At 65.4% G+C, this 18,998-nt stretch carries 26 protein-coding genes; 5 read left to right on the forward strand and 21 right to left on the reverse strand.

The genetic code is table 11. The annotated features are described in order from the left end of the window. Positions 1 to 5 precede the first annotated feature (5 nt). Positions 6 to 1,238, forward strand: a complete 1,233-nt coding sequence (locus CV_RS14980; protein ID WP_011136603.1) for a cytochrome c — start codon at positions 6 to 8, stop codon at positions 1,236 to 1,238. An 80-nt stretch (positions 1,239 to 1,318) separates the two neighbouring features. Here CV_RS14980 and CV_RS14985 read toward each other — a convergent pair whose 3' ends face one another. The 7 genes from CV_RS14985 to CV_RS15015 form a co-directional block, all read right to left on the reverse strand. Continuing rightward, positions 1,319 to 1,954 (reverse strand): glutathione S-transferase, encoded by a 636-nt coding sequence (locus CV_RS14985; protein ID WP_011136604.1) that lies wholly within the window; start codon positions 1,952 to 1,954, stop codon positions 1,319 to 1,321. Beyond that, positions 1,951 to 2,487 (reverse strand): GNAT family N-acetyltransferase, encoded by a 537-nt coding sequence (locus CV_RS22270; protein ID WP_011136605.1) that lies wholly within the window; start codon positions 2,485 to 2,487, stop codon positions 1,951 to 1,953. Before CV_RS22270 ends, CV_RS14985 begins: the two co-directional genes overlap by 4 nt. Continuing rightward, the gene (locus CV_RS14995) at positions 2,471 to 2,887 is read right to left on the reverse strand and encodes a GFA family protein (RefSeq protein ID WP_011136606.1); all 417 of its coding nucleotides are present in this window, start codon (positions 2,885 to 2,887) and stop codon (positions 2,471 to 2,473) included. The genes CV_RS22270 and CV_RS14995 overlap by 17 nt, the downstream gene beginning before the upstream one ends. Before the next feature lie 114 nt (positions 2,888 to 3,001). Further along, on the reverse strand, positions 3,002 to 3,319 hold the full coding sequence (locus CV_RS15000) for a hypothetical protein (protein ID WP_043615469.1): 318 nt from the start codon (positions 3,317 to 3,319) through the stop codon (positions 3,002 to 3,004). A gap of 67 nt (positions 3,320 to 3,386) precedes the next feature. Next, complete coding sequence (locus tag CV_RS15005; RefSeq protein ID WP_052278851.1) at positions 3,387 to 3,818, reverse strand: hypothetical protein; 432 nt, start codon at positions 3,816 to 3,818, stop codon at positions 3,387 to 3,389. Positions 3,819 to 3,879: 61 nt separating this feature from the next. Further along, positions 3,880 to 4,773, reverse strand: coding sequence for a LysR family transcriptional regulator (locus tag CV_RS15010; protein ID WP_011136608.1), 894 nt, complete (start codon positions 4,771 to 4,773; stop codon positions 3,880 to 3,882). Between the two features lie 155 nt (positions 4,774 to 4,928). Continuing rightward, positions 4,929 to 5,714, reverse strand: coding sequence for an enoyl-CoA hydratase (locus tag CV_RS15015; RefSeq protein WP_043596422.1), 786 nt, complete (start codon positions 5,712 to 5,714; stop codon positions 4,929 to 4,931). 353 nt (positions 5,715 to 6,067) lie between these two features. On the opposite strand from CV_RS15015, the gene CV_RS15020 reads away from it, so the two are divergent. Further along, the gene (locus CV_RS15020; protein WP_011136610.1) at positions 6,068 to 6,745 is read left to right on the forward strand and encodes a sulfite exporter TauE/SafE family protein; all 678 of its coding nucleotides are present in this window, start codon (positions 6,068 to 6,070) and stop codon (positions 6,743 to 6,745) included. Here CV_RS15020 and CV_RS15025 read toward each other — a convergent pair. Genes CV_RS15025 through CV_RS15050 form a run of 6 tightly spaced genes read right to left on the reverse strand, consistent with a single transcriptional unit; the run spans position 6,726 to position 10,818 of the window. After that, positions 6,726 to 7,628, reverse strand: coding sequence for a metal ABC transporter substrate-binding protein (locus CV_RS15025; protein WP_011136611.1), 903 nt, complete (start codon positions 7,626 to 7,628; stop codon positions 6,726 to 6,728). The two genes, CV_RS15020 and CV_RS15025, sit on opposite strands and share 20 nt — an antisense overlap. Positions 7,629 to 7,646: 18 nt before the next feature. Continuing rightward, positions 7,647 to 8,522: a metal ABC transporter permease gene (locus tag CV_RS15030; protein WP_011136612.1), complete on the reverse strand. Its 876-nt coding sequence runs from the start codon at positions 8,520 to 8,522 to the stop codon at positions 7,647 to 7,649. Further along, the gene (locus CV_RS15035) at positions 8,522 to 9,265 is read right to left on the reverse strand and encodes a metal ABC transporter ATP-binding protein (protein WP_011136613.1); all 744 of its coding nucleotides are present in this window, start codon (positions 9,263 to 9,265) and stop codon (positions 8,522 to 8,524) included. The genes CV_RS15030 and CV_RS15035 overlap by 1 nt, the downstream gene beginning before the upstream one ends. Continuing rightward, a complete protein-coding gene (locus CV_RS15040; protein WP_043596425.1) occupies positions 9,262 to 9,453 on the reverse strand; it encodes a hypothetical protein in 192 nt (63 codons plus the stop codon). Before CV_RS15040 ends, CV_RS15035 begins: the two co-directional genes overlap by 4 nt. After that, positions 9,450 to 10,370: a CobW family GTP-binding protein gene (locus tag CV_RS15045; protein ID WP_043596427.1), complete on the reverse strand. Its 921-nt coding sequence runs from the start codon at positions 10,368 to 10,370 to the stop codon at positions 9,450 to 9,452. Before CV_RS15045 ends, CV_RS15040 begins: the two co-directional genes overlap by 4 nt. Before the next feature lie 13 nt (positions 10,371 to 10,383). After that, entirely contained in the window at positions 10,384 to 10,818 is a 435-nt protein-coding gene (locus CV_RS15050; protein WP_043596428.1) for a transcriptional repressor, read from the reverse strand. 151 nt (positions 10,819 to 10,969) lie between these two features. Between CV_RS15050 and CV_RS15055 the strand changes: the two genes are divergently transcribed. After that, a complete protein-coding gene (locus CV_RS15055) occupies positions 10,970 to 11,398 on the forward strand; it encodes a c-type cytochrome (protein ID WP_011136616.1) in 429 nt (142 codons plus the stop codon). A 166-nt stretch (positions 11,399 to 11,564) separates the two neighbouring features. Then, positions 11,565 to 12,005, forward strand: a complete 441-nt coding sequence (locus tag CV_RS15060; protein ID WP_043596431.1) for a c-type cytochrome — start codon at positions 11,565 to 11,567, stop codon at positions 12,003 to 12,005. Positions 12,006 to 12,071: 66 nt separating this feature from the next. On the opposite strand, the gene CV_RS15065 is transcribed toward CV_RS15060, so the two are convergent. Then, a complete protein-coding gene (locus CV_RS15065; protein WP_011136618.1) occupies positions 12,072 to 12,728 on the reverse strand; it encodes a cytochrome b/b6 domain-containing protein in 657 nt (218 codons plus the stop codon). Positions 12,729 to 12,954: 226 nt separating this feature from the next. On the opposite strand from CV_RS15065, the gene tyrS reads away from it, so the two are divergent. Next, entirely contained in the window at positions 12,955 to 14,229 is a 1,275-nt protein-coding gene (gene tyrS, locus CV_RS15070) for a tyrosine--tRNA ligase (protein ID WP_011136619.1), read from the forward strand. A 137-nt stretch (positions 14,230 to 14,366) separates the two neighbouring features. Here tyrS and CV_RS15075 read toward each other — a convergent pair whose 3' ends face one another. From CV_RS15075 to radC, 7 genes are all read right to left on the reverse strand, one after another. Next, positions 14,367 to 14,921, reverse strand: a complete 555-nt coding sequence (locus tag CV_RS15075; RefSeq protein WP_011136620.1) for a flavin reductase family protein — start codon at positions 14,919 to 14,921, stop codon at positions 14,367 to 14,369. Between the two features lie 43 nt (positions 14,922 to 14,964). Continuing rightward, positions 14,965 to 15,249, reverse strand: coding sequence for a hypothetical protein (locus CV_RS15080; protein WP_131825819.1), 285 nt, complete (start codon positions 15,247 to 15,249; stop codon positions 14,965 to 14,967). Between the two features lie 209 nt (positions 15,250 to 15,458). After that, entirely contained in the window at positions 15,459 to 16,655 is a 1,197-nt protein-coding gene (locus tag CV_RS15085; RefSeq protein WP_011136622.1) for a DUF3443 domain-containing protein, read from the reverse strand. Positions 16,656 to 16,693: 38 nt separating this feature from the next. Next, entirely contained in the window at positions 16,694 to 17,140 is a 447-nt protein-coding gene (locus tag CV_RS15090) for a DUF2844 domain-containing protein (protein ID WP_011136623.1), read from the reverse strand. 198 nt (positions 17,141 to 17,338) lie between these two features. Then, positions 17,339 to 17,713, reverse strand: coding sequence for an oxidoreductase (locus CV_RS15095; protein ID WP_043596442.1), 375 nt, complete (start codon positions 17,711 to 17,713; stop codon positions 17,339 to 17,341). Between the two features lie 151 nt (positions 17,714 to 17,864). Further along, a complete protein-coding gene (locus CV_RS15100) occupies positions 17,865 to 18,116 on the reverse strand; it encodes a hypothetical protein (RefSeq protein WP_011136625.1) in 252 nt (83 codons plus the stop codon). A 124-nt stretch (positions 18,117 to 18,240) separates the two neighbouring features. Next, positions 18,241 to 18,915, reverse strand: coding sequence for a RadC family protein (gene radC, locus CV_RS15105; RefSeq protein ID WP_011136626.1), 675 nt, complete (start codon positions 18,913 to 18,915; stop codon positions 18,241 to 18,243). Between the last annotated feature and the right edge of the window lie 83 nt (positions 18,916 to 18,998).

Below are 18,998 nucleotides of genomic sequence, written 5' to 3' on the forward strand. Positions count from 1 at the left end.
CCGTGATGAAACTGATGAAAACCCTGGGCCTCGCGGCCCTGCTGGCCTGCGCGGCGAACGCCGCCCAGGCGCATGTCGACACCGAGGGCGTGCGCCGCGGCGCCTACCTCGCCCGCGTGTCGGACTGCATCGCCTGCCACAGCGCGCCCGGCGGCAAGGAAAACGCCGGCGGGCTGCCGATGGACACCCCGGTGGGCAAGATCTACTCCACCAACATCACGCCGGACAAGGAAACCGGCATCGGCGACTACAGCTACGAGGACTTCGCCCGCGCGCTGCGCCGCGGCGTGGCCAAGGAAGGCCATTCGCTGTACCCGGCCATGCCCTACACCTCGTTCGCGCGCATCAACGACGACGACATGCGCGACCTGTACGCCTATTTCATGCACGGCGTGCAGCCGGTGAAGCAGGCCAATCGCGACAGCGACATCCCGTGGCCCTTGTCCATGCGCTGGCCGCTGACGCTGTGGCGCTGGATGTTCCATGACGACAGCCGCTACCAGCCCGACGCGGGCAAGAGCGCTGAATGGAACCGCGGCGCCTATCTGGTGCAGGGCATGGCCCACTGCGGCACCTGCCACACCCCGCGCGGCGCCGCTTTCCAGGAGGTGGCGCTGAGCGACAAGAAACCGGGCTACCTGACCGGCGCGCAGCTGGCCGGCTGGTACGCCGGCAACCTGACCGGCGACGCGCGCGAAGGCCTGGGCGGCTGGTCGGCCGAAGAGCTGGTGCAATACCTGCAGACCGGCCGCAACCGCCACACCGCGGCCTTCGGCCCGATGGCGGAAGTGGTGCACTACAGCAGCCAGCACATCAACGCCGCCGACCTGTCGGCGATCGCCGTCTACCTGAAGAGCCTGCCCGGCGCGGGCGCGGCCGACGTCGCGCCGGTGCGCACCGGCGCCGCGCTGTTCTTCGAGAACTGCGCCACCTGCCACCAGGCCAACGGCCAGGGCCACGACCAGGTGGTGCCGGCGCTCGCCGGCAGCTCGGCGGTGATGGCGCGCGACGCCACCTCGCTGATCCGCGTGGTGCTGGAAGGCGGCGTCAACGCCCGCACCCGCCACCTGGCCTGGGAATACAGCATGCCCGGTTACGCGCAGCAGATGAGCGACCAGGAAGTGGCCGACGTGCTCACCTACATGCGCCAGAGCTGGGGCAACGCCGCCAGCCCGGTGGCCGCCGGCGACGTGGCCAAGGTGCGCGGCATCGTCGCCGCCGGCGCGCATCCGAAGTAAAACCCCTGCAGCGCAAAAGACGACGCCGCCGCATCCTCAGGGATGCGGCGGCGTTTTTTCGCGCCCCGGCTACGTCGGCGTCAGCGAACCGCGCGGCACACGCCGTCGCCGAACGGCGCCGCCTGGAACGCGTCCAGCGCCTCCGCCCGGGCGGACAGGGCGGCCAGCGCCGGATACTGGGTTTCCGGCACGATGTCCGCCGTCATCCGCCGGCTGAAGCGCCAGGCGACAGCGGTGGTCAGCGCGGCCTGGTCGATGACGCCGCCGTCGATGTCCGGCCAGCCGGACGCAAACACCCGCTCCAGCTCGTCGTAAGCGGCCAGCAGCTGGCCGCTGATCCGCTCCAGCCAGGGCGGGTAGCGCGCGTCCTCGGGCCGCAGCTTGCGCTCGTAGACGACCTGCACGCTCTTCTCGCAGGCCACCAGCGCCAGCCCGGTCACCCTCAGGCTCTGCAGCAACCGCCGCGGATCGGACGGCAGCAGGCTGCGTTCCGGCGCGATCGACTCGGCGTATTGCAGAATCAATGTGGAATCCATCAGCACCGTGCCGTCGTCGCACACCAGCGTGGGCGCCTTCACCACCGGGTTGATCTCGCGGAAACGGTCGAAGGCGCTGAACACCGACAAGGGCTGGTGCTCGAACGGAAGGCCGAGCAATTGCAGGGAAATCGCGACGCGGCGCACATAGGGGGAGTCCAGCATGCCTATCAGCTTCATGATGCGTCTCCATCAACGGGAAAATCGATCGCCGCCGGCCACAGCCACTGCGCCAACGGCTCGCCGTCGTCGTCCAACGCCACCTCGCCGCGGACGAAACCCAGTTTGTCCGCCACCCGGGACGACGCGGCATTGTCCGGATTGATCCTGGCCAGCACCCGGCGCGCGCCGCCGGCCGCAGCCTTCTGCAGCAATTGCGCCACGGCGGCGGCGGCGATGCCGCGCCCGCGCCGCGAGGGCGCCACCGCATAGCCGATTTCCACCACGCCCAGGCTGGGCGGTCCCTTGAAGCCGCAGGCGCCGACCAGGGCGCCACCCTCATCGATCATGGCATAAGGCAGGCTCCAGCGCGCCTCCACGCCCTCAGCCTGCAAGCGCAGCGCCCGCCTCGCCACTTCCGGCGGCGGCAAGGCGCCCTCCTCGCAAGCGCGGCGCAAACCCGTCGGCCGCCTGCCGGCGGCCAAATCGGCCAACACGGCGGACGGCAAGGCTTCAAGGCGGACAATGGCGGAACGATCAGGCGAAACGGACATCGGGAATCCAGTTGCGGGCGCGGCGCGCCAGCCTTTCCGCTTCGCTTTCGCCATCGAAAGAGACATCGACCGCGTCGCCCAGCGGCAGATCCGGCGTCTCGAAGGCATTGACGCTGACCACGGCGTGCAAGCGGCCGCCGATCTCGCTGGTGACCAGCGGCGCGACGCCGCAATCGGAGCAGATGTGGAAATCGGCGGTGCCGGTGCCGAAACGGTAATGCGATACCCGCCGGCGATCGCGCAGCGTTACCGCCAGCCTGCCGCCGGGCGAGGCGGTCCATACGCCGCCATGCTTGCGGCAGAAGCCGCAGCCGCAGCGTCGCGCCGGGATGGCGTCGTCGTCCGGCCAGTCCAGTTCGAAGGAAATATTGCCGCAGTGGCAGGCCCCCAGGATGTACATGCGTTCCCCTTGTCAGATACGGCAAAAAGACATCCCGCCAAGCCTCTTGCCGACATTCCCCCCCGATAAAAAACAGCCCGCGCGCCGCGAGCCGTCTCCTTTCGAACGCAAACCTCAGCAAGGAATGTGCACGCTGCCCGACCCCGCGTAGATGCTTTTGCAGGATTTGCCCGATCCCGTGCCCTTGACCGTGAAATGCCGGTCATTGGGTTGGTGGCACCCTTTGACCACAGTCAGCTTGCAAGCGCTCTTTTCTATCATCTGCTTCAAGTCGTCGCTGTAACCCGATAGGTACGTCTCTGCGCCCTGCCGGGTATAGGCTTGGACATTGCTGTTGGCTGGCGCATCCCAGCCGTTCTCGAAGACGATGCCAGCCTGCGAAGCCGCGGACGCCAGCGCCAAAACGCAACTTAAGATCAGTCGAACTTTCATTTTCACTCTCCTTTGGGCGACGTCAACAAGAACGCTCGCCCTCGGAGATCGTGAATGCGTAACAGGCTTACCTCTGCCTCAACACCCGCCGCACGTCGCGCGCGGTCTTCAGCGGGATGCCGGAGAAGCTGGTGGCGGCGAAATGGCCTGCCTGACGCGACGCGGTGGAGATCGCCGCGCCGGAAACGCAGCCCACCTCCAGCGCCTGGCGCACCGCCGCGATCGGCGCCGCGCCGTCATCCGGCAGCTGCCGCGCGATGCTGCGTCCCATCTCGGTCCACACTTTCTCCGCGGCCAGCATCCATCCGCGCTGGATGTCGGCCTGGGCCTGCCATATCGAGGCGCCCGCCAGCAAACCGCCGTCTATCCGCCTCGCCATTTCCCGTTCGGACAAGGGAAAGCCCGGCTGCATCGACGACAGCCAACAGCTGCAGGCCTCCTGCTGCGCGTCCAGCCAGCGGCGCTGCCCCTGCTCCACCGCGCCGCGATACGTTTCCATCGCTCCGACTATCCAACTGGCCATGCGGCCTCCCCATTCGACGGCGCCGACGCGCCCGGACTCAAGCTTGCGGACAGGGCAGTCCCCAGACCGCCAGCAGCTCTCTCAACAAGGTCTCCAGCACCGGATCGCCGGCCCGGTCCGCCGGGTAGACGAACTGCAATTCGGCTCGCTTGCGCAAATCGGGCACCAGCCAGACGCGCCCTTCCGCCTCCCATGCCAAGGCCTCTTCCTCGCGCACCAGCGCCGCGCCGACGCCGGCGGCCACCAGCTCCAGTATCACGGCCAGGTGATCGCTCTCCGCCACCTTTTTAGGCGAGATATTGATCTCGCGCCACAACTCCGCGGTGATCTTGGACAGGCTGGAAAACTGCGAAATGCCCACCCAGGGCAGCTTGCCCAAATCCTTCAGCTTTCCCGACGCCATCTGCCCCGCCCAGGCAGGCGGCAGCGCGACGCGGAAATCCAGCGTCTGCAAGGGCACGGTGCTGACGTTCATATAAGGGTTCTTGCCCAGGTAGAAGCCGGCGTCCAGTTCCTTCTTGCGCACCAGATTGAGCACGTCCACCGACACGCCGTGGGTCAACTGCACCTCCAGCAACGGGTGCGCGCTCACCAGCGCGGCCACCCATGGCCCCAGCTTCAGGATGTCCGGCATCAGCGTCACGCCGACGCGCGCCTGGCCGGACAACTGTCCCTTCAGCTGCTTGGCGTGGTTGATGATGTCGCGCGCCGCGGCCAGCACGCCCTGAGCCTGAGGCAGCAGCTCCTGCCCGGCCCGGGTGAGGCTGACGCCGCCGGCGTTGCGCTCGAACAGCGGCATGCCCACTTCTTCTTCCAAGGCCTTGATCTGCGCGGTCACCGCCGGCTGCGACAGGTGCAGCAGCTCGGCCGCCTGCGTCAGATGGCCCTGCTGCGCCACGGTGACGAAGGTGCGCAACTGGTAGATTTCCATGCTCTCCCCTGCGTGCCGGCCGAAGACATCTTCGGCCGGATTATGCCAAATGTCGCCTAGGCTAACACGTCGGGCGCGGCCAAAACAAAACCGCCTGCGGCGAATATTGCGCGCAGGCGGCTTTTGTCATATCGGCTCGCAAAGGCGGCGACGGCTCAATCGTCGTCGTCCTGCGCCCAGCTTGGCGCGCGCTTGGCCAGGAAAGCCGCCACGCCGTCGAGCTGCTCCGAGCCGCCGACCAGGCCCAGCGTCGCCGCGCGTTCCCGCTTCAGATGCTCGTCCAGGGTCAGGTTGGGGCTATCCTCGATCAGCTTGCGCGCCACCGCCACCGCGGCCGGGCTCTGTCCTGCGACCTTGTTGGCCAGGCTGACCGCGACGATCTTGGCGAAGCCCTGATCCACCACCTCTTCGATCAGGCCTATCTTCAGCGCCTGCTCGGCCGACACCACCTCGCCGCCCAGAATGATGCGCTTGGCCCAGGACACGCCCACCTTGTCGGCCAGCGTCTTGGTGCCCCCGGCGGCCGGAATCAGTCCGACCTTGGCTTCAGGCAGGCCCAGCTTGGCGCCCCGCTCGGCGATGATGTAGTCGCACACCAGCGCGCACTCCAGACCGCCGCCCAGCGCGAAACCGTTCACCGCTGCCACAGTCACGCCGCGATAGGCGCGTATCGCCTGCAGCGTGTCGGCGAAGGCCTGCAGCAAGGTGTCCGCCGCCGCCTTGTCGCCTGCGGCGAACTGCTTCAAATCCGCTCCGGCGGAAAAAAACGCGTCGCCGGCGCCGGTAATCACCACCGAACGCACGTCGTCATCCGCATTCAACGCCTGCAGCGTCGCCGTCAGCTCGTTCAGGCCATCGGTCGTCAGCAGATTGGCAGGCAGGTTGGAAAGCGTGATGATGGCCGACTTTCCCAGCCGTTCAAGTGTCAGATACCTGGCCATATTGTGTTCCTCATGTATCCCCATTCCTTTTCATTGCAGCCTCGGCCGGATCGACTCGTCTTCATCGACGAACCGCTCCCGAGTCCGGCCCGGCTCCAGGCATGGGCCGCGTCCGCCACGCAGGCGGCGCAGTCCTTGTTGTCGCGCCAAAACCGACATTTTCTTTGCAAACTGTCCTTTTGGCCAGTAGGCGAAACAATTATCTTCAACCTTTTTTGTAGAATGACTGTTTCGACAATGCCAAAAAGAATCGAACAATCCGCCGTCAACCCCATCGTCAAGCCAAATCAGCGGCTTACCGCCGCTCCGTCATGCCCTCTGTTACCATAGAGCTTTCCTGAACCGCTTGCGGCATGATTGAGACAAATTACTGGATTCTGTTCCTCGCCGGCCTGCTGGGGGGAGGACATTGCGTCGGCATGTGCGGCGGCATCGTCGCCGCCCTCACCCTGCACCAGCCTACCGGCCACGCCCGTTGGCGGGTGCTGGCCGGCTACAATCTCGGACGCATCGCCAGTTACGCGCTGATCGGCGCGCTGCTGGGCGGGGTGGCTGCCGGCGGACTCAGCCTGGCGTCCACGCATTCCTGGCAGCTGGGCCTGGCCGCGCTGGCCGATCTGATGCTGATCGCGATGGGCCTCTATCTGGCGGGATTCGCCCAGGCCGTCACCGCGCTTGAAAAGCTGGGACAGCCCGTCTGGCGGCGGATTCAGCCGCTGGTGGGGCGGCTGCTGCCGGTGCGATCCGCCGGCCGCGCCGTCGCGGTGGGCGCGGTATGGGGCTGGCTGCCCTGCGGACTGGTCTACAGCGCGTCGATCTCGGCGCTGGCCAGCGGCTCGGCCGGCGCCGGCGCCGGCCTGATGCTGGCCTTCGGCCTGGGCACGCTGCCCAACCTGTTGCTGATGGGGGTGTTCGCCGACAGCCTGCGCCGCTGGATGCAAAAACGCCCAGTGCGGCTGGCGGCCGGACTGGGCGTGGCGGGAATCGGCGCGTGGAAGCTGGCTCAGCTGGTCAGCGGAACGATTTCATGATGGTGTCGACGTTGTAGCGCATCAGCTGCAGATAGCTGGCGGCCGGACCGCCGGGGCCGGACAGCGCGTCGGCGTACAGCTTGCCGCCGATCTGCACCTTGGCCTCGGCGGACAGCTGCCTCAGCAGCCTGGCATCGCTCATGTTTTCCATGAACACCGCCTTGACGCCCTCTTTTCTCACCTGCCGCGTCAGCTGCGCGACCCCCTTGGCCGAGGCCTCGGACTCGGTGCTGACGCCCTGGATCGCCAGCACCTTCAACTGGTAGCGCTCGCCCAGATAGCCGAAGGCGTCGTGCGAAGTCAGGATTTTGCGCTTGGCGGGCGGCACCGCGGCGAACTGCCGCTGGGCCCAGTCGTCCACCGCCTTCACCTTGGCCGCGTAATCGGCGGCGCGGCGCTGGTACTCGGCCTTGCCCGCCGGATCGGCCTGGATCAGGCCGGCGCTGATGTTGCGGATATAGGTCTGCACCCGCGCCGGGTCGTGCCAGGCGTGCGGATCCACCGCGCCGTGATCGTGGCCGTGATCATGGCCGTCCTCGGCATGCTCCTCTTCCGCCGCTTCCCGGGTCCGGATGCCCTTGGACGCCACCACGGTCACGCCGCGGAAATTGGCCGCCTTGTCCAAACGGGTCATCCAGCCCTCCAGGCCCAGGCCGTTGGTCACCAGCACCTTGGCGGCGGACACCTTCTTGATGTCGGCCGGCGACGGCTGGAACACGTGGGCGTCCTGGTCCGGGCCGACCAGCGACACCACCTCGACGCGGTCGCCGCCGATTTCGCGGGCCATGTCGGCGATGATGCTGAAACTGGCCACCACCGGCACCTTGGCCAAGGCCAGGGCCGGCATGCCCAGCAGCAGCAAGGCGGCTAAAGTCTTCTTCATGAGGCTTCCCCTATAGGTTCAAGATTCCAGATGCCGCGCGCGGATGTAGCGCGGCAACGCGCCCCCAACCGGCGCGAACAGCAAAGACAGCAGATAGACCACGCCGGCCAGCAGGATGATGGCGGGGCCGGACGGCAACTCGAAGTGGTAGGACAGCAACAGACCGCCCAGGCCGCTGAAGAAGGCGATGGCCACCGCCAAGGCCAGCATGGCCTCGATGCGCTCGGTCCACAGCCGCGAGGTGATCGCCGGCAGCATCATCAGGCCGACCGCCATCAGCGTGCCCAGCGACTGGAAGCCGGCCACTAGGTTCAACACCACCAGCATCAGGAACAAGAGATGCCACCAGGCGCCGCGCGCGCCCACCGCGCGCAGGTAGACCGGGTCCAGGCTTTCCAGCAACAGCGGCCGGTAGATGACGGCCAAGGTCAGCAGCGTCACCGTGGCCACGCCGGACACCAGGTACAGCGCGGCGTCGTCCACCGCCAGCACCGAGCCGAACAGGATGTGCATCAGATCGACGTTGCTGCCGCCCCGGGACACCAGCAGCACGCCCAAGGACAGGGACAGCAGGTAAAAGGCGGCGAAGCTGGCGTCCTCCTTGATGCTGGTGAAGCGGGTGGCCAAACCGGCCAGCAGCGCCACCAGCACGCCGGCGACGAAGCCGCCCAGGCTCATCGCCGGCAGGCTGAGGCCGGCGAACATGAAGCCGACGGCGGCGCCGGGCAGCACGGCGTGGCTCATCGCGTCGCCCATCAGGCTCATGCGCCGCATCACCAGGAACAGGCCGATGGGCCCCGAGCCCAGCGCCAGCGCCAGGCAGCCGGCCAGGGCGCGGCGCATGAAGGCGAATTCGACGAAGGGCGAAACCAGAAGATCGTACAAGTGTTGCATCAGGCGCTTGCTCCATCCAGGCCGCAAACCGGCGCCTGGGCCTGCCAGTGGGCGGCGGTGTCCACCGCGCGCCGCAGATTGTCGTCATTCAATACCGTGGCGCTGTCGCCCCAGGCGATCACCTCGCGCGCCATCAGCAGCGTGTGCGGGAAATGCGCCCTCACCTGCAGCGCGTCGTGCAGCACCGCGATCACGGTGCGCCGCTCGCGCCGCCACTGCGCCACCAGGCCCAGCAGGTCCTCGGTGGTCTTGGCGTCCACCGCGTTGAAGGGCTCGTCCAGCAGGATCAGCCTGGCGTCCTGCACCAGGATGCGGGCGAACAGCACGCGCTGGAATTGGCCGCTCGACAGCGCGGCGATGGGCCGCAGCGCGAAGTCGGCCAGGCCCACCTGCTCCAGCGCCTCGATCGCGCGGGCCATGCCGTCGCGGCCCACGCCGCCGAACGGCCCGCTCTGGTGCCACAGCCCGGTGCAAACCAGCTCCAGCACGCTGACCGGCATGCTGCGGTCGATCTCGGCCTGCTGCGGCAGGTAGGCGATGTCGCTGCGGCGGTAGCCGTTCAGGTCCACGCCGCCGGCATCCGGCGTCAGCGCGCCTATCATCGCCTTCAGCAAGGTGCTCTTGCCCGCGCCGTTGGGTCCGAAGATCGCGGTGGCGTCGCCGTCGGCGAAGCGGCCGCTGATGTGGTGCACCGCCGGATGGCGCTGGTAGGACACCGTCAGGTTGTTCAGGATGATGCTCATGCCAGCTCCCGCAATGCCCACCACACCAAGAGCCACAACCCGGCCAGCGGCAGCAGCGTCAGCGCGACGCGCCGGGCGGCCGACATCGACAGCAGGCTCAGCGGCGCGCGCAGATTGGCGGCGGTCACGTGGCGGTGCGGCGCGTGCGCGTGGCCGTGCCCATGATCGTGCGAGTGTTGTCCGCTCATTCCAGGCACTCCTTCAGCCAGGCTTCCACCGCGGCGGCGTCGAATTCGGGCGCGATCAGCTCGAAGCGGCTGTCGCGGCGCCAGGACACCTGGGCCGCGCCCCACTGCCCGGCGGCCCAGTTCAGCCATACCCAACTGTCCAGCACGCGGAACACGCCCTTGGCGCGAACCAGGCCCGGCACCTTGGCCGGCAGGCCGTCGAACAGCCGCGTCAGCCGCTCGCCGTCGAAATTCAGCTCCGGGTCGAAGGTCCAGCCGGCCGATTGCCACGCGCTGGCATTGTCCGGCAACACCGCCGGGCGGTAGCGCGGCTTGGCCGCCAGCTCGGCGTCCAGCCAGGCGACATCCAGCTGGCCGTCGCGCACCTCGCCGACCAGCGACTTGGGCGGGAACAGCGCCGCCGCCTGCGCGCGGAAGGCTTCCATGGTCGGGATGTCGGCGGTGTCGATCTTGTTGGCCACCAGCACGTCGGCGATGGAGATCTGGTCGCGGTACAGCGGCTGGCGGTGGTAGTCGGGCTGGATGAACTGGCGCGGGTCCACCAAGGTCAGCACCGCGGCCACTTCCAGCGCCTCGCCCAAGGGCTTGGCGCGCAGCTCGTCGATGACGCCGGCGGCATGGGCGAGGCCGCTGGCCTCGATCAGCAGGCGGTCCGGCTTCTCGCGGCGCAGCAGCGTGGCCACGGTGGCCGTCATTTGCGGGCCGGCGACGCAGCACAGGCAGCCGCCGGCGATCTCCGCCACCGCCAGCTCGTCGTTGAGCAGCGCGGCGCCGTCTATGCCGACTTCGCCGAACTCGTTGACGATCACCGCCCACTTCTCGTGTTGCGGCCGGTTGGCGATCAGGTGGCGCAGCGCGGTGGTCTTGCCGACGCCCAGAAAGCCGGTAAACAGGTTGACTTTGGTCTTGTTGTTCATGATTTCTTCAGATTCAGACGGCACAGGACTGGCAGCGTCCGGCCAGCACCAGGTTTTGCGGACTGAGCGCGAAGCCGGCGGCTTGCGCCATTTCACGCAGGCTGGCCAGCCCTCCGGCGGCGTCCACTTCATTGACGCGGCCGCATTGCTCGCACACCAGGATCAGGCTCTCATGCTGGCAATCGAAATGATCGCAGACGATGAAGCCGTTGAGCGCGTCCACCTTGTGCAACAGGCCGTGCTCCACCAGGAAGTCCAGCGCGCGGTAGACGGTCGGCGGCGCGGCGTTGCCGCGCTGCTGCTGCAGATCGGCCAGCACCTGGTAGGCCTTGACCACGCCGCGGCGGCCCAGCACCAGCTTCAGCACCTGGCGGCGCAGTTCGGTCAGCTTGCTGCCGCGCGCGGCGCAGTGGCGCTCGGCGGCGGCGAGATAGGAGGTGGAATCCATTTCGGTTTGCCATGGTTCGGCTGAATGACGGCGATAATGTTACTGTATAACATCGCACACTTTCAACCATTTACACATTGCGGGTTTTGGCGAAGTGCATGCCGTGATACGCTGCCAACGCCGCTTTTCATGCCAAACAAGGAGAGTTTCGATGAAAAAGATGTTAATGGCTTCCGTGGCGCTGCTATTGGCCGCCCAGGCCTTCGCCGCCGACCCGGTCAGCCAGCGCAAGGACGTGTTCAAGCAGTACAAGCCGGTGGTCGGCGAGATGGGCAAGATGGTGAAGGGCGAAATCCCTTACAACAAGGACCAATTCGCCAAGCAGGCGGCCAAGCTGGAACAGTTGTCGCAGCAGCCCTGGCAATACTTCCCGGCCGGCAGCGGCGCGGGCAAGACCGACGCCAAAGCGGAAATCTGGAGCAAGCCCGCCGACTGGCAGAAAGCCATCGACAACCACAAGGCCGCCACCGCCAAGCTGAAGCAAGTGGCGCTGACCGGCGATCTGGCCGCGATCAAGGCCCAGTTCGGCGCCACCCAGCAGACCTGTAAGGCCTGCCACAAGGATTTCCGCAAGGATTGATCCGCCCGGGCCGCCCACCCGGCCCCATTTCCCGCCGTCATCGATATAATCGGCTGAGCGCCTGTTTACGATCTTTTTGCGGCATCGGCCACTCATCGCAAACAGGCTCTTGCGGCGCGCCGCGCCGCGCCGCCATCCGACAAGCACGACACGCATTCGAGACGCCATGAACAAGATACTGACCGCGCTGCTGCTGGCAGCCATCGCCATTCCCGCCGCCCACGCCGACACCCCCGCCGAAATTCGCGGCCAGGCATTCAAGAAGATGCTGCTGCAATCGTTCGAGCCCATGGGCATGGCGGTGCGCGAGCGCGCGCCCTATGACAAGGCCAAGTTCGAGCAGCAGGCGGAAGCGATGAAGACGCTGGCCGCGGAGCCGTTCAAGCACTTCCCGGCGAACAGCATCAGCGGCAAGAGCCGCGCCAAGCCGGAAATCTGGAGCCAGCCGGCCAAGTTCCAGGCCGACCGCGACGCCTTCCTGAAATCGGTGGACAACCTCGCCGCCGTCGCCAAGGCCGGCGATCTGGCCGCCATCAAGAAGGCCTACGGCCAGGTGGCGCAAAACTGCAAGACCTGTCACGACGCCTTCCGCGGCCCGGAAAAATAAGCGCCCGGCGCGGTGGAAAGCAAAAAGCCGGCGATTGCCGGCTTTGTCGTTTTCCGCGGAAGCGCTTCAGCGCAGCAGCGCGAAATACAGGCCGCCCGCCGACAACAGCAGCGTCGCCAAGGCCAGCGCGCCGTGGGCGAAACGCAGCCGCGGCGGCTCGCCCGCCATTTTCTTGTAGCCGGTCAGCATCGGCCCCACCAGGTTCTGCTTCTTCACCACCCGGTAGGCGACGATGGCGGCGACATGCAGCCCCACCAGGCCCAGCAGGCCGTTGAACAGCAGCTTGTGCACGCCGGTGGCGGCCTCGGCCAAGCCGCTGCCCACGTGCTTGGCCAGCGGGCCATCGTACAGGTAGCTGTCCACGTCGGCGGCGAATAGGCCGGTCAGCACCTGCGCGGCCAGCGCCAGCAGCATGACCACCACCATCCAGCCGCCCAGCGGGTTGTGGCCCGGCGCCTCGCGCTCCGGCAGCTCGCCCTTCAGGTAACGCAGAATGGCGCGCGGACCGCGCACAAAGCTGGAAAAGCGCGCGGTCTGGCTGCCGATCACGCCCCAGACCAGGCGGAACACCAGCAGCGACGCCAGCGCCACGCCGCAATAGATATGGTATTGCAGCCATTCGCCGCCCTGCTCCGCGCAGAACCACATCGCGCCGAACAATATCACCAGCGTCCAGTGAAACAAACGGGTGGGCGCATCCCATACCTTGACCTGCCGCGACATCGATTCTTCCTTTCCTGATTTTCCATTCGACATTTTGCCGCAATGCGGCAGGCAGGCAAACCCGCCCATGCCATGGATGAGGATATTCTGCGCCAGGAGGCGCAATTGGCCCCATTTTCGGTTAAGATGGACGTTTTTCCCGACGACGCGGCGCGGCGTCGGGCCCGCATGTCCCTGACGGCCCCCGAGGGCCGTTGTTTTTCTACCGTGTTGGAGACCCAGTCAAATGACGCAAACCGCCCTTCTTCAGGATCTGGAGGCCCGTGGCCTCATCGCGCAAACCACCGATATGGCCGCGCTGCAAGAACTGCTGAACAAGGAATCGGTTACGCTTTATTGCGGCTTCGACCCGACGGCGGACAGCCTGCACATCGGCAGCCTGGTGCCCATCCTGATGCTGAAGCGCTTCCAGCAGGCCGGCCACCGTCCGGTGGCCCTGGTGGGCGGCGCCACCGGCATGATAGGCGACCCGAGCTTCAAGGCCGCCGAGCGCAAGCTGAACACCCCGGACGTGATCGAGGGCTGGGTGGAAAAGATCCGCAAGCAAGTGGAACCCTTCCTGTCCTTCGAAGGCGAAAACGCCGCCGTGATGGCCAACAACTACGACTGGTTCGGCAAAATGAACGCGCTCGAGTTCCTGCGCGACATCGGCAAGCACTTCTCTGTCAACGCGATGATCAAGAAGGAATCGGTGCAGCAGCGGATCAACCGCGACGACCAGGGCATCTCCTACACCGAGTTCTCCTACAGCCTGCTGCAGGGCTATGATTTCGCCGAGCTGAACCAGCGGCTGGGCTGCAAGCTGCAGATCGGCGGTTCCGACCAGTGGGGCAACATCACCGCCGGCACCGACCTGACCCGCCGCCTGAACCAGACCCAGGTATACGGCCTGACCATGCCGCTGGTGACCAAGGCCGACGGCACCAAATTCGGCAAGACCGAATCCGGCACCATCTGGCTAGACGCGAAGAAGACCTCGCCCTACGCCTTCTACCAGTTCTGGCTCGGCACGGCCGACGCCGACGTGTACAAGTTCCTGCGCTACTTCAGCTTCCTGTCGGTGGACGAGATCGCCTCGATCGAAGAAGCCGACAAGAGCCGCGAAGGCAAGCCGGAAGGCCAGCGCATCCTGGCCGAGCAAGTCACCGAGCTGGTGCACGGCAAGGCCGCGCTGGAAGCCGCGCAGCGCATCACCCACAGCCTGTTCAGCAACGACCTGACCAACCTGACCGCCGACGACTTCGCCCAGCTGGCGCAGGACGGCCTGCCGACCATCAAGCTGGACAAGAGCGCCAGCGGCCTGATCGACGCGCTGGCCGCCGGCGGCCTGGCCAAGTCCAAGAGCGAGGCGCGCACCTTCATCCAGAGCGGCGCCGTCAGCGTCAACGGCATCAAGGTGGACAGCCTGGAGCACGCGATCGGCGACGGCGAGCGCCTGTTCGGCCAGTACTCGCTGCTGAAGCGCGGTAAGAAGCTGTACGCGCTGGTCGACTGGCAGTAAACGCCCCGCGCAAACAAAAAGCCCGCGAAAGCGGGCTTTTTCATCGCCAATCCAACCTCGCGATGCGCCTGAGCGAAGACGCGCCGGCACCGTCGCCAAGCGGCAAGAAGGCGCAGCGCAGGATTGTGGGGCGACGCTCAGACGCTGAACGCCTCGCCGGTGGCGAAGAAGGCGCCGCCGGCGATGTAGTGCAGGCTGCGCTTGGCCGGGTCGTCGTCGAAATGCCAATGACCATCGCTGAACAAGGCGTCATCAGCCTGGGCGGCGACCACTTCGCCGATGAACAGATCATATTGCCGCTGATTGTGCGGCTCTAGAACCACCTTGCACTCCAGATAGGCGATGCAGCCGGCCACCCTCGGCGCGCCCACTTTCCGCGCCGGCAGAGGCGCGAGCCCGCTGGACGCGAACTTGTCCCGACCATGGCCGCTCTCGCTGCCCACCCGCACCACTTGCTCCGCCTGCGCGCGGCAGGGAATGTTGAGCACGAACTCGCCGCTGGCCTCAACCAGCTCCCGGGTATACGTGGACTTGTCGATCACCACCAGCACCTTGGGCGGATCGAAATCCAGCGGCATCGCCCAGGCGGCGGCCATCACGTTGCGCCTGCCTGCCGCCGCGCTGCTGACCAGCACCGTCGGGCCATGGTTCAACAATCGATAGGATTTGGCCAGTTCCACATCCGCCAGCATGATCGTCTCCGTGAATCCAAAGACGGCCATTCTAACAACAAGGTCAGCCCGCGGCGGACCCCAGATGGCACAGCCGAAGCTGCAGCCCCTGGTCCCGGGCCAGAATCGACTCCAAGAGCTTGCTGCGCGCGGCGATGTGATGATCGGCGTGCCAGTCCTTAAGCAGAGCCATGCCCAATTCGAAATAAGGCTGCTCGATCCCGCACAAGCGCCTCAGGTCGAACGGCAAGCCAAGCTGCAAACCGGCCGCCATCTGCAACAACACTTCCACTTGCTCCGGCTCTTCGCTCTGATCCAGCAATTGCCGTATCTTCTTCGCCGCGTTCACATGCATTCCGACATAAAAATGACATGGAAATGTAGCATGGAACAAATACCAGGTTAACTGACATTTTGTGCCGACCATATAACAAAAAAAGGCCCGGAATGTTCCGGGCCTGTTTGCCATTATCCTCAAGCACAAAGACAGAGGAGATGTCATCGTGATGACGCTTGCGTTATAGGCCAGCTTTTGCTGCGCCGCAAGATCGGACTGGCTCAGAAAATATACATAGGGCCATTTCCCAACGGGTTGCTGCGGCCGGTGAAACCGATGAACACGCTGCGGCCATAGAAGAACGGCAGGCCCCAGTCGAATTGGCTGGCAAGCACGCCGGAGGCCGGCGCGGCGATGCCAGGAATGGCCGCATAACTGGTGCTCGTCAGGTACTGCGCGCTGATCACGCTGAAATTGACGGTGCTGCTGCTGGCGCCGCTGGACAACACCGCGCTCAGGTTCTGCTGCGAGGCGGGGCAGAACCAGGTTGAACCAGATACCACGCAGGTGCTGATGCTGCTATCCGGGAAAAACAATATATTGGAGCCGCTGTCGATAAAGCTGGAATAGCTAAGGCCCTTGTAGAGGGTGTTGATGTTGAACGCCGAAGCCGAGGTGGTAAGGAAGGCCTGGGCGCCGCCTGGAACCGCATTATTGGACTGGGTGCCTATGCCGAAGGTCAGCGAGCCGGTGGCGCTTGCCGCACCGGTGGCGGCAAGGCTGGGCAATTGCAGCAGCACGCCGTTGTTGTCGCCGCTGAAACTGGCCACCGGATTGGCCACCTGCTGCGCCACCGGCACCGCGCCCGGTACGCAACTCGTTGCGCCGGCGCACAAGTAGTACAGGGAATTGGCCGAATTGCTGGCGCAATTGCCATTGATCTCGCAATCCTGCAAGGCCTGGCTGACGCCGATGATGCCGTTGGCCTCCAGCCCGGCGAGATTGCCTTCATTGGAGCCTATCGATGAGCAGCTGGCCGGAATCGTGGCGTACGACGGATCTGAAATCAGCTGCATCGGCAGCGCGCTCGCCGTCTTGCCGGCCATCTTGACGTCGGCCAGCTTGACCGGCCCCCAGGTGATGCCATCGGCGAACTGCATGCACTCCACCACCTGCCGGCTGTTCACCTGCTGGCTGCCCAACCCTGCCAGCAGCGAGGCATTCAAGGCCGACGCCAGTATCCGCAAACCGGTGGAGCCGGTGTCGACCAGCACGTGATCGACCGTCTGGCAATTGCTGGCGCTGCCCGGCGTGCAGACGGTGACCGAGACATAAGGCAGATTGAACGCGCCCTGGACGCCGCTGGGCCCGGAATCGACCGTCATCGTCACGCTGTTGGCCGTGCTGCCGGTATTGCTGCCATTGGAGAGATTGCCTCCATCACCTCCGCCCCCGCCGCAAGCGCTCAACAACAGCATCAGGCATATCGATATTATTCTTCGCATCGCTTCGCCCCTCATTTCAGCTGATCAATGGCTACGCCCGCCGGCAACAGGGCGCTGTCGTAAGCGAAGCCGGAAAAGTTGCCCAAGCGGCCGCGGGACTGCACCACAAAGCTGCCCACCTGGCCCTGCATCGCATTCAGCCCGCGGCGGTTGGCCTGCTGGGACTGGCGGAAGGCGGGAAAATAATCGCCCAGCAACTGCTGCAGATTCGGCAGCGTAGGCCCGCTCCAGGCCACGGCGAACACGGTGCCGTCGCCGGCCACATACTGGCGGATCACTCGACCCGCGGCATCCTGCTCCTGCACCACCCGATAGGCCGCGCCGGTAGTGACGGCCAGCTGCTGACGGCCGGCGGCCGGCGCCGAGCTTGACAAGTCGATGCGCTGCCCCAGGGCGGCGTATACGAGTCCCGGCAGCAACAGCAGCAGCAGCCAGGCGGATGAAGATGGCTTGATCATTTGCATTCCCCTTGCATGGCAATGAAGGATGATCCGCAACACGCAAACCACGCGGACTACACTCCCAGCATACAAGAACGCCGGCCGGCCCGAAGCGCCGACCCGAGAATAAAAAAAGCGGGAGGCGCAAGCCTCCCGCATCCCCTCGTGCAGCCATCCCTTGTCGCCGGGACAGCCTCATATCCTAAGCATTCCGAATCAATAACTTAACTCGTCATGCCTGGTCTCCACCCAGCGTCCGGCCCCCAGCGACAGCATCAGCAGCGCCACGCGCTCGTGCACGATTACCGTGTGGGTGTTGCCGGAAAACTGCATGTAGCGGCGGAGATCCTCCCTTACCTTGCGGGAGCCGGTGACGTCTATGATGATGTCGACGCGGCTGCCCTGTTCGGCGATCTCGATGAAATTGTCGGTCACCGGCACTCCCCGTTCCTTGGCGAGCAGGATGCCGGGCAGACGCAAATCCAGATCCGCCACGCCGACCAGCTCGACGAACGGCGCATCCAGCAACTGCTTCAGCAAAGGCGTGCCTGTCTCCCCCACTCCCACCATGCCTATCCTGAACTTTTGCATATGCGCTCCACGCTTCCGATTTATGACTGGCAAATAACAGCAGCCACTCTAGAACATCGCGCCCGGATCGGAGTTGAGGCAGGTCAAACCTGGACCGCCAAATGAAATGGCCCGGCGAGGGCCGGGCCATCGGGAATGCGGCAACGGAGCGTCAGTGCAGATTCTGCTGCGACAGGAAGCGGAGATAGCCCAGGCCCTCCAGCCAGAAGCCGCCGTCGGCGAGCGGCGTGGCGTCGGTCAGGTCGGCCACGGTCAACACCAGCTCCTGGCCATCCAACGTGGCTTCCAGCACCACGTCATCGTCGTCGGAGAACTCTTCTGAAACCACGTGGAAGTCCGGCTTGACGAACTGGTTGTTGACCTGAATGTAGTCCGATTCATTCAGCAAACGCAGGATGTTCATGATGACCTCCTTATGATGCGGTGGAGAACAAGGTCAAGCAGACAGTTATTGTTCGCGGACTCCGTCATCTGGGGCGGCACTGTCGAACCGCCATCGCATCGGGCTCCGCGTGTTCACTCCACTTCTACAGCCAGCCACGCTCGGCGAACGATTCCGCGTGCCCGCCGGTTACGACAAAATGGTCAAGTAACCTGATATCGACCAGTTCCAGCGCCCGCTTGAGCGTGTCGGTCAGCACCCGGTCGGCGCTGGACGGCTCGCTGACGCCTGACGGGTGATTGTGCGCGATGATCAGCGCCGCCGCGTTGTGCCGCAATGCCCGCCGCAACACTTCCCGCGGATACACCCGGGTCTCGGTCAAGGTTCCCTTGAACACTTCTTCGACTTCGATCAGCCGGTTTTGTGCCGACAAAAAAATCACAACAAATGTTTCGACCTCGCGCCGGCCTATGCTCAGCCTCAGGTAGTCCCTCACCTGCTGCGGGCTGGACAGCGCGTCGCCCAGCCTCATCTGCTCCGACAGCGCGCGCCGCGCCAGCTCGGTGCATGCCATCAACTGCGCGTACTTGGCTTCGCCCAGACCCGGCTTGGCCTTGAACGCCGGCAGCGGCGCGGCCAACAATGCCGAAAGAGAACCGAACTCCTGCAACAGCCGCCGCGCCAGCTCCACCGCGTTGACGCCCTTGATGCCGGTGCGCAGGAAGATGGCCAGCAGCTCGGAATCGTTCAGCGTCGCGGCGCCCTGCGACAACAATTTCTCCCGCGGACGCTCGGACTCGGGCCAACTGGCGATAGACATCACGCATCCTCCTTCTGGCTATAGCATTGTTTGTGGGGTCAGGCCAACAAGATAGAAGCAGGCAATGACATTAACATTGGCAT

Origin of the sequence: Chromobacterium violaceum ATCC 12472 (assembly GCF_000007705.1) — a bacterium.
In the GTDB taxonomy this organism is placed as follows: domain Bacteria; phylum Pseudomonadota; class Gammaproteobacteria; order Burkholderiales; family Chromobacteriaceae; genus Chromobacterium; species Chromobacterium violaceum.